The organism is Pseudomonas sp. 9_2_1, assembly GCF_059295275.1.
This window is the reverse complement of sequence record NZ_CM181239.1, coordinates 5140148-5151706: the sequence shown is the minus strand read 5'-3', so window position 1 is coordinate 5151706 and position 11559 is coordinate 5140148. Positions and strand designations below refer to the sequence as shown.

General features: G+C 63.4%; 12 protein-coding genes. 7 read left to right on the top strand and 5 right to left on the bottom strand.

What is annotated here, in order from left to right; translation table 11 throughout:
• Positions 1-3 precede the first annotated feature (3 nt).
• Genes AC5O5I_RS23365 through AC5O5I_RS23355 form a run of 3 tightly spaced genes read right to left on the bottom strand, consistent with a single transcriptional unit; the run spans position 4 to position 3558 of the window.
• Positions 4-570, bottom strand: a complete 567-nt coding sequence (locus tag AC5O5I_RS23365) for a cob(I)yrinic acid a,c-diamide adenosyltransferase (RefSeq protein ID WP_172221015.1) — start codon at positions 568-570, stop codon at positions 4-6.
• A gap of 1 nt (position 571) precedes the next feature.
• Positions 572-2602, bottom strand: a complete 2031-nt coding sequence (locus AC5O5I_RS23360) for a sensor histidine kinase (protein ID WP_172221033.1) — start codon at positions 2600-2602, stop codon at positions 572-574.
• A 38-nt stretch (positions 2603-2640) separates the two neighbouring features.
• Positions 2641-3558: a putative 2-dehydropantoate 2-reductase gene (locus AC5O5I_RS23355; protein ID WP_494511639.1), complete on the bottom strand. Its 918-nt coding sequence runs from the start codon at positions 3556-3558 to the stop codon at positions 2641-2643.
• A gap of 101 nt (positions 3559-3659) precedes the next feature.
• On the opposite strand from AC5O5I_RS23355, the gene AC5O5I_RS23350 reads away from it, so the two are divergent.
• The 3 genes from AC5O5I_RS23350 (at position 3660) to AC5O5I_RS23340 (ending at position 6459) form a co-directional block, all read left to right on the top strand.
• Positions 3660-4145: a YajQ family cyclic di-GMP-binding protein gene (locus AC5O5I_RS23350; protein ID WP_172221039.1), complete on the top strand. Its 486-nt coding sequence runs from the start codon at positions 3660-3662 to the stop codon at positions 4143-4145.
• A gap of 114 nt (positions 4146-4259) precedes the next feature.
• Entirely contained in the window at positions 4260-5102 is an 843-nt protein-coding gene (locus AC5O5I_RS23345; protein WP_172221042.1) for a mechanosensitive ion channel family protein, read from the top strand.
• 112 nt (positions 5103-5214) lie between these two features.
• On the top strand, positions 5215-6459 hold the full coding sequence (locus tag AC5O5I_RS23340) for an MFS transporter (protein ID WP_172221045.1): 1245 nt from the start codon (positions 5215-5217) through the stop codon (positions 6457-6459).
• Positions 6460-6534: 75 nt separating this feature from the next.
• On the opposite strand, the gene AC5O5I_RS23335 is transcribed toward AC5O5I_RS23340, so the two are convergent.
• Both AC5O5I_RS23335 and AC5O5I_RS23330 read right to left on the bottom strand, forming a co-directional pair.
• A complete protein-coding gene (locus tag AC5O5I_RS23335; protein ID WP_172288298.1) occupies positions 6535-8082 on the bottom strand; it encodes an AmpG family muropeptide MFS transporter in 1548 nt (515 codons plus the stop codon).
• 43 nt (positions 8083-8125) lie between these two features.
• On the bottom strand, positions 8126-8479 hold the full coding sequence (locus AC5O5I_RS23330; RefSeq protein WP_172288296.1) for an MGMT family protein: 354 nt from the start codon (positions 8477-8479) through the stop codon (positions 8126-8128).
• A 165-nt stretch (positions 8480-8644) separates the two neighbouring features.
• Between AC5O5I_RS23330 and AC5O5I_RS23325 the strand changes: the two genes are divergently transcribed.
• The 4 genes from AC5O5I_RS23325 (at position 8645) to AC5O5I_RS23310 (ending at position 11540) form a co-directional block, all read left to right on the top strand.
• Positions 8645-9655 (top strand): DUF481 domain-containing protein, encoded by a 1011-nt coding sequence (locus tag AC5O5I_RS23325; protein ID WP_172221054.1) that lies wholly within the window; start codon positions 8645-8647, stop codon positions 9653-9655.
• Between the two features lie 90 nt (positions 9656-9745).
• Positions 9746-10477, top strand: a complete 732-nt coding sequence (locus AC5O5I_RS23320) for a HugZ family pyridoxamine 5'-phosphate oxidase (protein WP_494511638.1) — start codon at positions 9746-9748, stop codon at positions 10475-10477.
• Positions 10478-10541: 64 nt separating this feature from the next.
• A complete protein-coding gene (locus AC5O5I_RS23315; RefSeq protein WP_172221060.1) occupies positions 10542-11003 on the top strand; it encodes an FxsA family protein in 462 nt (153 codons plus the stop codon).
• A gap of 243 nt (positions 11004-11246) precedes the next feature.
• Complete coding sequence (locus tag AC5O5I_RS23310; RefSeq protein ID WP_016488938.1) at positions 11247-11540, top strand: co-chaperone GroES; 294 nt, start codon at positions 11247-11249, stop codon at positions 11538-11540.
• Positions 11541-11559: the final 19 nt, after the last annotated feature.

Here is an 11559-nt window from a genome sequence, read left to right as displayed (position 1 = left end):
ATATCAGCCTTCAGGCTTTACCGCCGGCTGCCACAAAACCTCGGCCACCCCCTGCCGCCGCCCTATGATCCGCGCGGCCACAAACAGCAGGTCCGAAAGCCGGTTGATATACGCCAACCCAACCCCTTCCAGCGTTTCAACGGTATTCAACTGCTGACACCGCCGCTCGGCACTGCGCGCCAGGCTGCGGCACACATGTGCCTGCGCCACCAGCATCGAGCCGCTGGGCAGGATGAAGTTCTTCAACGGCCCCAGCTCTTCGTTCCACACATCGATGGCCGCCTCCAGGCGCTCCACCTCTGTCTGGTTCAACGCCTGGTAGCTGGGCATCGCCAGTTCCCCGCCCAGGTCGAACAAGCGGTGCTGACAGGGCGCCAGCACTGTACTCACCTCATCCAGACCGGCCTCGGCCAAGCACGCCAACAGTACGCCCAACTGGCTGTTCAAGCTGTCCACCTCGCCAATCGCCTCGATCCGCGGGTGGTCCTTGGGCACTCGGCGTCCGTCGCCCAGGCCGGTTTCGCCCTTGTCTCCGGTGCGGGTGTAAATCTTCGACAGGCGGTAGCCCATGTCATTTCTCCGTGTTGGCCGGCGCCGTCGTTGCCGGCTGGCCCAGGGGCAGGCGCAAGGTGAAGCAGGTGCCTTGGCCCGGCGTGGACTGCACCTCCATCTGCCCCTTGTGGTTGTTGGTGATGATGAAGTACGAGACCGACAGGCCCAGCCCGGTGCCCTGGCCGATTTCCTTGGTGGTGAAGAACGGCTCGAAGGTGCGTTTGCGCACCGCCTCGGGCATGCCCACGCCATTGTCCTCCACCTGGATTTCCGCCCACGGCGGGTTCAGCCGGGTGCGCAGGGTAATACGCCCGGGCTCGCTCGGCTGCGGCCTCAGGTGAATGGCCTGGGCGGCGTTTTTCAGCAGGTTGAGCAGCACCTGCTCAAGTTCGTTGGCGGTGCACGGTACCGGCCCCAGCGCCGGGTCGAACTGGCGCACGATGGCCTGGCCCTTGAAGTCGAAGCCGATCGCCAGGTCGAAGTCGTTGCCGGCAATGTCCACCGCCTGGTCGATCAGTGCCGGCAGGTCGCATGGTGCCAGCTGGCGGTTGCTGCGGCGGCTGAAGCTGAGCATGTGGGTGACGATCTTGGCCGCGCGGGCACCGGCCTGCTGGATACCATCGAGCAGCTGCGGCACTTCGCGGCTTTGCAGGTAGCGGTTGACGGTGGACAGGTCGATGCCAAGCTCTTGGGCCTGCTCCAGGTTGCGCGGCAGGTCGGGCGACAGGCGCCGACGGATGTTCTGCACGTTATGCAGGATGGCACCCAGCGGGTTGTTGATCTCATGGGCCATGCCGGCAGCCAGGCCGCCGACGGAGAGCATTTTCTCGGACTGCACCATCATCTCCTCCAGCGACAGGCGCTGGGTGATGTCGTCGATGCGGATAACCACGCCACGGCCGCCCCCGCCGGTCAGCGGGTAGAAGGTCAGGGCGTAGTGGCGCAGGTCATCGCCCTTGGGCCAGGTCACCCGCTCGATCTTCGCCACCCGGTGCTTTTCCACGGTTTCCTTCAGCTGTGGCAAAAACGGCTTCAACGGCTCGAAGGCGATGAAGATCGGTTGGTTCAGCGCTTCGTCCAGTGGTGTGCCTGAAAGTACCGTGGCTTCGTGGTTCCACTGGGTCACGTAGAGCTGTTCATCGAGGGCGATCAGCGCCGAGGGCATGGAGTCGATGATGCTGTTGAGGTAGTTCTGGAAACCGGTGAGCTTTTTCTCGATCTTGCTGCGCACCTGGACTTCCAGCTCCAGCTTGCGGTTGGTATGGCGGGTTTCCTCGGCCAGGCCCTGGGCCTGATCATAGGCGTCCTGGAATTCATCGCGGGTGCGCTTGAGCTGGTGTTCGCGGGCTTCGATGCGCGAGAGCATGGTGTTGAAGGCTTCTGCCAGGCTACCGATTTCGTCATCGTTGCCACGCTGGGCGCGCAGTGCGTAGCTCTCTTCGCGGGTAACCTGGCGGCTGAGCTCTTCCAGCTGGTTGATCGGCTGGGTGATCAGGCGTTTGATCTGCCGGGCGATCACGATCCACAGCAGGATGCTGAACACCAGAATGCCCAGGCTGGCGCTGAGGGTACCGGTGTAGAAGGCGGTGGGCAGTTCGCTGCTGGCCACCAGCAGCAGGTGCGCCGGCGGGTTGGCCTCGCGCGGGATGCGGATCAGCTGGGTGCTGCGAAACTCCATCAGGCGCCAGCCGTCGATGTTGCGAAAACGCTTGGGCAGGGCCAGCGGGTCACCATGCTGCAGTTGCGCCAGCATCCGGCCATCGCCGCCGTAGACGGCGGCAGCGCGTAGCGGGGTGTAGCTGTCCAGTTCCTTGAGCAGGGCGCTGGCGGTTTCCGGGGTGTCGCCCGCGCGGGCCGCCAATTGTGGGTTGGCCACCAGCCGGCCGATGGTCTGCAGCGCCTGCGGCGCCATGCTTTCCTGGGTGATCCAGTAGGCGGCGCTGATGAACGTGAGGTTGGCCACCAGCAGGATGGTCACCAGCAACACCAGCAGGGCGGCCAGCAGCTTCTGCCCGACCGGGAGGTTTTCCAGGCGTTGGCGCAAGGTCATGGGCTAGGCAATGTCCGTATCCGGTTGTTGGGGCCGCGTCAGTCGCAGGGCAAGCCACGCAGGCGCAGGTTTTCGACCAGACGCTGCAGCAAGTGTTCCAGCTGCGGCAGCTGCAGGCCATGACGAGCAGCGGCGCGGCAGGCGTGGCCGAGCAGATAATGCACCTCGGTACGCCGGCCAGCACGCACGTCCTGGTACATGGAAGAGTAGTTGGCTGCGGTAGCAAGGATCACCCGTTGCACCTCTTCATCCAGCCCGTCCGCCGCTTCGGGCTGGCCACACCGGCGCAGCAACCTGGCCAGTTCGGCGCACAGCGCCTCGACCTCGTCCAGGTGGCCCAGCAGCCCGCCGTTCTGGCAGTCGTACAGCACGGTCAACGGGTTGATGGCGCAATTGAGCGCCAGCTTGCGCCACAGCCGGGTGAGGATATCCACCGTCCATTGGGCAGGGATGCCAGCCTGCTGCAGGTCATCGAACCAGCTCGGGACCGCCGGGTTGCGCGGGTCGCCCAGCCAGTTGAAACCGTGGCCGGCAAAACGCACCTGCCAGTCGCCTTCGCGGAACGCTCCTTCGGTACTGGACACGAATACGCAACGCGCGTGCGGCACCAGGTCGGCGGCTTCGTCCTGGCTACCCATGCCGTTCTGCAACAGCAGCACTTCGGCACCTTCAGCCAACCGTGGGGCCACGCTGGCGATGGCCGGCGCTGCGTCATAGGCCTTGCAGGCCACCAGCAGGCGGTGGATCGGCCCGTGTGCCCGTGCGGTTTCGGCGGGGATGGCGTAATGCCGGGGCTGCTCGTTTTCGATCAGCGTCAACCCGCCCGATTGTTGGTAGCCGCGCAGGCGCTGCTGGTCACGCACGATCAGCCGTACCGCTTTGCCCGCGCGTGCAAGGCGGCAGGCCCACAGGCTGCCCAGGCTACCGGCGCCGAGAATATGCCAGGTGCTGCTCATATGCGTTTCGCAACCCGTTATAATGAGTCCGCATTTTAACCGCCTAACCCTGACGCGCTCCATCTTCAGACTGAGCGCGCTTTCATTTTTGGAGAATCACCATGCCTTCGTTCGACGTGGTATCGGAACTGGACAAGCACGAAGTGCAAAACGCTGTCGACAATGCCATCAAGGAGCTGGATCGCCGCTATGACCTCAAAGGCAAGGGCAGCTTCGAGTTCAAGGACAAGGACCAGACCGTCCTGCTGACCGCCGAGGCCGAGTTCCAGCTCGAGGCCATGATCGAGATCCTGCGCGGTGCACTGGTCAAACGCAAGATCGACGTAAAATGCCTGGAAACCCAGGACGCCTATGCCTCCGGCAAGGAAATGAAGCAGGAAGCCAAGTTCCGTGAGGGCATCGACAAAGAGCTGGCGAAGAAGATCGTCGCGCACATCAAGGACGCCAAGCTGAAGGTGCAGGCCGCCATTCAGGGCGAGCAGGTGCGTGTCACCGGCAAGAAGCGTGACGACCTGCAAGAGGCGATTGCAGCCCTGCGCGCCAAGGAATTCGACATGCCGCTGCAGTTCAACAACTTCCGCGACTGATGCAGGTGCTACCCGGAACCCTGATGGCCTGATGATGTCCATGGGGGCCGGGGCTGCGCAAACAGGCGCGGCCTGTTTTACCGTGTACTTGCCGCTCGGCATCAGGAGATGAGTATGGATTTGAACGCTGAAGTCGATCAGCTGGTCCGCCAATCCCAGACGTGGGTCCCCTTGATCATGGAATACGGCAGCCGTGTGCTGCTTGCGCTGCTGACCCTGGCGGTCGGCTGGTGGATCATCAACAAGGTCAGCGCGCGCCTGGGCAAGCTGGTTGGCCTGCGCAATGCCGACCTGGCATTGCAGGGCTTTATCAGCACCTTGGCCAATATCGTGCTGAAGGTGCTGCTGATGGTCAGCGTCGCCTCCATGATCGGCATCGAGACAACCTCCTTTGTCGCGGCCATCGGTGCTGCAGGCCTGGCCATCGGCCTGGCGCTGCAAGGCAGCCTGGCGAACTTCGCCGGTGGCGTGCTGATCCTGATGTTCCGCCCGTTCCGCATCGGTGACTGGATCGAGGCGCAGGGCGTGGCCGGCACCGTCGACAGCATCCAGATCTTCCACACCGTGCTGCGTACCGGTGACAACAAGACGGTGATCATGCCCAACGGCAGCCTGTCCAACGGTATCATCACCAACACCAACCGCCAGCCTACGCGCAAGGTGGTGTTCGACGTGGGTGTGGACTATGAGGCCGACCTGCAGAAGGCCCGCAACGTGTTGCTGGAACTGGCGCAGGATCCACGCGTGCTGGCAGACCCGGCACCGCAGGCGGTGATCTCGACGCTGGGTGACAGCTCGATAACCGTGTCGCTGCGCATCTGGACCAAGACTTCGGATTATTGGGACGTGATGTTCATGCTCAACGAGCATGCCCGTGACCGGTTGAAGGCGGAAGGGATCGATATCCCGTTTCCGCAACGGGTGATTCGCGTGGTGCAGGAGACTGCAACGCAGTAACACCGTAGTGAAACCGGGGCCCAAACGGCCCCGTTTTTACACTTGTTCACAGCAATTTCCCGGCATATCTGGCATATAGGCTGACCCCTCCTGCCACACCCGATACGCCATCATGAAGCCATTGCTGTACATCACCCCGCTGCGCGCCTTGCTGTTCGGCCTGACCCTGGCACTGTTCGAGCTGCTGACCTACCTGGCCAGCGACGCCGTCATGCCGGCCATGCCGGTGGTGGTTGGCGACCTCGACGCCAGCCCTGAATACATCCCCCATGCCCTCAACCTGTATCTGCTGGGTGGCGTGGTCCTGCAATGGCTGATCGGCCCGCTGGCCGACCGCTACGGCCGGCGCCCGTTGCTGCTGATCGGTTGCACGTTCTTCGGGGTGGCCTGCCTGGCTACCTTCTGGGTGCATGACATCGGCCTGTTCAACTTGTTGCGCCTGCTGCAGGGCATTGGCCTGGGCTTTGTGGTCACGGTCAGCTACCCGGCCCTGAACGAAGCCTTCAGCGAGGCGGATGCAGTGCGCATGATGGCCTTGTTGGCCAACATCGCCTTGTTGTCGCCCCTGCTCGGGCCACTGCTGGGCACCTTGCTGCTGCAGTGGCTGGACTGGCGCTGGCTGTTCGTGGCCTTCGCCACGGGGGCGGTACTGGTCTGGGTACTGCTGTACCGCCTGATGCCGGAAACCCTGGGGGTGGAACGCCGGGACGGCACGCGCCTGGCGTTCACGCCGATTCACCTGCTGCCGCTGCTGGCGGGCTATGGCCAGTTGCTGGCCAACCGCCGCTTTGTCGCTGGCAGCGCGGCCCTGGGCCTGGTCGGTCTGCCGCTGATTGGCTGGATCGGCCTGTCGCCGGTGCTGCTGATTCACGACGAGGGGCTCAGCACCCTGGAATACGCCTTGTGGCAGCTTCCCGTGTTTGCCGGGCTGATACTCGGCAACCTGATCATCAACCGCATTGCCGACCGCTATCCGCTGCCGGCCCTGGTGCGCGGCGCGTTGTGGCCGTACCTCGCCGGCCTTTGTCTGATGGTGCTGGCCACCTGGTACTGGCCGAGCGTAACCAGCGTAGTGGCAGGCATGTCGCTGTACGCGCTGGGCCTGGGCGTGGCCAACGCGGTGCTGTACCGCATGACGCTGTTTTCCAGCGAACAGAGCAAGGGCCTGGTGTCGGCCATGCTGGGGATGATCACCATCGCCTTGCTGGGGCTGGGCGGGGCGCTGTTGGCGATGATCGGTGCCGGTGCCAGCTTGCTGCACTTTGCCCTGGCGGCGGGGGTGGCGGGGGCTCTGGCGCTGTGGCCGCTGTGGTTTGTAGTGGGTGGGCGGCCTGGGGAAGGGGCTGTTACTCAGTAAGCTTTTATTGCCTGTACCGGTCTCATCGAGGCGTCGAACCGCCGCGAAGAGGCCGGTGCAGGCGATGCAAACCTCTCACGGCCGCTCGGCCGCTGAGCTGTCCTCCGCCACCGGCGTACCCCGCCCAGCTTCCTGGCGCCACTGCAGGGCAATCAGGATCAGCGTCGGTACGCCCAGCAGCGCGGTGATCAGGAAGAAGTCGTGATAGCCGAACTTCTCCACTATCACTCCCGAATAGCCGCCGATCAGTCGCGGCAACAGCAGCATGATCGAGCTCAGCAACGCGTACTGGGTCGCCGAGAATTTCAGGTTGGTCAGGCTCGACAGGTAGGCGACGAAGGCCGAGGTGGCCATGCCCGAGCTGAAGTTGTCCAGCGAGATGGTCACCACCAGCATTTCCAGGTTGGGGCCCATGTCGGCCAGCATCAGGAACAGGATATTGGTACCCGCCGAAGCCACCCCTCCGATGAACAGGATCGGCATGATACCGAAGCGCACGATCAGCAGGCCGCCGACACCGGCGCCGACCAGGGTCATGATCAGGCCGAAGATCTTGCTGACGCTGGCAATCTGGTCCTTGGTGAAGCCCATGTCGATGTAAAACACGTTGGCCATCACGCCCATCACCGTATCCGACATGCGATAGGTAGCGATGAGGCCGAGCAGCAGCAGGGCCTGCCAGCGGTAGCGGGCGATGAAATCGTTGACCGGCGTCAGTACCGGGGCCAAGCCGCGGCGGCCAAGGCTCGACAGGCACGCCCAGCTCAGCAGTACGTAGAGGATCAGGCGCAGGAAGGCGCGGTCCTCCAGCAGCAGGTCGAGGGGGGTGGCATCACCGGCGATGACGCTGGACCAGCCGGTATTGAACATCTGGGTGAAGCTGGCCGGCACCGACACCAGCAGGATGATCAGCACGAACACCGAAGCCAGCTGATGCACCAGGCCGTAGCGCGCAGCCGAAAGCTGGGTGCGCATGGGTACCGGCGGCTCACGCATGACCAGGGTAGTGAACAGGGCAGGCAGCATCATCACCCCGAACATCACGTAGGTGCCGGCCCACGCCTTGTGCAGGTAGCTGTAGCCGGTGGAGCCGAACCACTCGGCGAAGAACAGGGCGCCAGCCGTGGCGAGCAGGGCAGCGACCCGGTAGCCGGCCATGTAGCTGGCGGCGAGTGCGGCCTGACGCTGGTCGTCGGCGATTTCCAGGCGGTATGCGTCGACGGCGATGTCCTGGGTGGCCGAGGCAAATGCCACCAGCACGGCCATGGCAATCAGCCAGGACAGGTGCTGCTGCGGGTCGCACAGGCTCATGCCGACCAGCCCGACCACCACCAGCGACTGCGAAAGCAGCAACCATGAACGGCGGCGCCCCAGGCCGCCGAGCAGCGGCAGGCGCCATTGGTCGAGCAGCGGCGACCACACCCATTTGAAGGCGTAGGCCAGGCCGATCAGGCTGGCGTAACCGATGGTCTCGCGGGCCACGCCCGCTTCGCGCAACCACACCGACAGGGTCGAGAACACCAGCATGTAGGGCAGGCCGGCGGCGAAACCGAGCAGTAAAAGTACCAGGGTTGACGGGCTGGCATAGGCAGCGAGCGCAGCGCGCCAGGTTTTACGGGGCATGGGCCAACATCTGCCTCAAGTTTCAGAAAACAAAGCGCGCACTCTAACCGCTGTGCTCCATTGGGCGCCAGCCATGGCGCGTCATATCCACACGATTATTGGCTACATTGATCCCCTCCGCGCGCAACCGCGCCCGTTGTTCATCACCCGACGGGGTGCCCAGTGTCAGGCTCAACCGGCCACCTGCGCCGAGCACCCGGTGCCACGGCAAGCGGGTATCCGCCGGCAACTGCCCGAGGGTACGCCCGACCCAGCGTGCCGCGCGCCCCAGCCCGGCCAGTTCGGCCAGCTGGCCATAGCTCACAACCTTGCCGACTGGCACTTGGCCCAGTACCGAATACAGCGCCGTTCGTCGGCCCTCGGCCGAATCCAGAGCGTGCTCGTAACCATCAGACATCACGCCCCCCCTGGGCTGCAGGTGAAACCGGACCGGTGGTCCGGTAAATGAGATTTGAACTCAACGGCAGGCTGCCGGTCAGTGCTTGCTCTGGTTGTCGGTATCTGGATAATGCCCGGCTTTTTCGTCAAACCGAACCCATCGTCCGCAATCCAAAGTCCGTTTATGAATTCTAGATCCCTGTTATGCCTCCTTGCTGCCTCCCTGTGCGCCTCCCCGGTGTTCGCCGACACCGTGTGGATGAAGAACGGTGACCGGCTAAGCGGCAAGATCAAAGTCTTCGACGGCGGCAAGCTGCTGCTGGAAACCCCTTATGGCGGCTCCATCGCGCTGGACTGGAAACAGGTCCAGACCCTGGAAAGCGACCAGGAGCTGCTGGTCAAGCAGGACGCCTACAGCGGTGAGAAAGCCAAGTCACTGAAGGCCGCGGAGGCTGGCAAGGTGATCCTGGCCAACGGCGAGGCGCCGAAGACCGTGGAGCTGGCCAGCATCGAGCAGATCATGAAGCCCAAGCCATTGGTCGAAGACTTCGTGTGGAAAGGCAACGTCGACGTCGCGCTGGACTACAAGCGCGCCGAGAACGACACCGACGACTATGATGTCGGCTTCAAGACCACGGCCCGCCACGGCCGCTGGCGGCATAACGCCGAGGGCGAATACAACCGCGAGACCAAGGACGAGGTCACTACCACCGACAACTGGAGTGCCGAGTACGCCCTGGACCGCTTCATCACCGAGAAATGGTTCTGGCAGGGGCGTGCGGAGTACAAGCGCGACCGCATCGAGGATCTGGCCCGCCAGCGTACGGTGGGTACCGGCCCGGGTTACCAGTTCTGGGACGATGAACTGGGCGCGTTCTCGTTGGGATCGCTGATCAACCGCACCGACTTCGAGTACCAGGACGGCGGCAAGGACAACTTCTATTCGGCAGCCGTGAAGTGGGACTACACCCGCTACCTGATCGGCAAGAATGTGCAGTTGTTCACCAACGGCGAGTTCGCCAAGCCGCTGGGCGGCGTGGCCGACTATTCCCTGGATGCCGAGGTTGGCCTGCGCTACAAGGTCACCGAGTGGGCTTCGCTGAACCTGAAGGCGGAGAAGGACATCATCACCGGCACCCGTGAGAGTGACCTGGACAAGACTCGCTATACTGCTGGGTTCGGCGTCACCTGGTAGATTGCGGGCTGCCCAGCAGCCCCATTGGCACTGGATCTGATAATGATTATCTTGTCTGTTGTCCAGTCCACAGCCAGGAGTCGTCCCCAAGTGAGTACCAACGCCATCCGCCCCGCCCGGGAACTGCTGCTCAGGGAATACCGCGGCGTGCTGTCGACCCATTCCAAGTCGATGCCCGGCTATCCTTTCGGCTCGGTCGTGCCGTACTGCCTGGACGCCCACGGCAACCCGCTGATCCTCATCAGCCGCATCGCCCAGCACACCCACAACCTGCAGAAAGACCCCAAGTGCTCGCTGCTGGTGGGTGAGCGCGAGGCCGAGGATGTGCAGGCGGTGGGGCGCCTGACGGTAATGGCCGAGGCGCACAAGCTGGTCGACGAGGCCACTGTCGAAGCTGCTGCCCAGCGCTATTACCGCTACTTCCCGGAAGCGGCCAACTACCACAAGGCCCATGACTTCGATTTCTGGGTGCTGCAGCCGGTGCGCCATCGCTACATTGGCGGTTTCGGCGCGATCCACTGGCTTGACCAGGTGACGTTGGCCAACCCGTTCGCGGGCAAGGCCGAGGCGAGCATGGTCGAGCACATGAACAGCGACCACGCCGACGCCATCGCCCACTACGTGGCGCTGACCGATCTGCCGCGCCATGTGCCGGCGCAGATGGCCGGAGTGGACAGCGAGGGCATGCACCTGCGTATCGGCCAGGGGGTGCACTGGCTGCCTTTCCCAAGTACTTGCAACACGCCGACACAAGTCCGCGAAGCCTTGGTTTTGCTGGCGCGCGCCGACCAGTGGCCGGTTGCGACTGAAGTCGAGGGTTGAAATCCGGAGCGCGCGCATCCATCTGAGGTCTTATTGGAAGGTCTCTTCCGCTGAGGAATCTTTGATGCGTGCTTTTCTACTGCTGTTTCTGATTTTTCCTGTGCTGGAGCTGTTCGTCTTCGTCAAGGTCAGCGCGGCCATCGGTTTCTTTCCGGCGCTGCTGCTGATCATCGCAGGCTCCGCCCTGGGTGTGCTGGTAATGCGGGTGGCCGGGCTGGCCACCGCCCTGCGCGCCCGTGAAAGCCTGCAGCGTGGCGTACTGCCCGCCGAAGACATGTTCCAGGGCATGATGCTGGCCGTCGGTGGTGGCCTGCTGTTGCTGCCGGGCTTCATCAGCGATGTGCTGGGCCTGCTGTGTCTGCTGCCGTTCACCCGCCGTCTGGCCGCGCGCAAGATGCGTGAGCGTGCCGAGGCCCAGGCCATGCGCCAGCGTGCGTTCCAGGACGCCCCGTTCCAGGCGCAGCCGCGGGATGACGGGCACCGCCCGAACGTGATCGAAGGCGAGTACGAGCGCCGCGACAAGTAACACCACCGGGGCCGCGCAAGCGGCCCCGGTCTTTTGTAGCCCGATGAAAAATTTTGTATCTCAAGCCTTGTAATTGAATATGCCGGCCTCATGTATGTGGTCACCGCAAGGTTTCTGGTGGCAACGCCAGACATTACACAGGTGGTTCGCCCTTTGCGGGCCACCTTCCGGCTCCGCCGGACAGCATCAACCCGCCGGTGTCGATACCGGCCGATGAAAACCATAATTTGGGAGAGATCGACAATGAAGCTTCGTCCTCTGCATGACCGCGTCGTTATCCGTCGCAGCGAAGAAGAATCGAAAACCGCTGGCGGTATCGTCCTGCCAGGTTCGGCCGCTGAAAAACCAAACCGCGGCGAAGTTGTTGCCGTCGGCACCGGTCGCATCCTGGACAACGGCGAAGTTCGCGCGCTGGCCGTGAAAGTGGGTGACAAAGTGGTTTTCGGCCCTTACTCGGGCAGCAACACCGTGAAAGTCGATGGCGAAGACCTGCTGGTAATGGCTGAGAACGAAATTCTCGCCGTTGTCGAAGGCTGATTTACCCGACTTCCCGTTA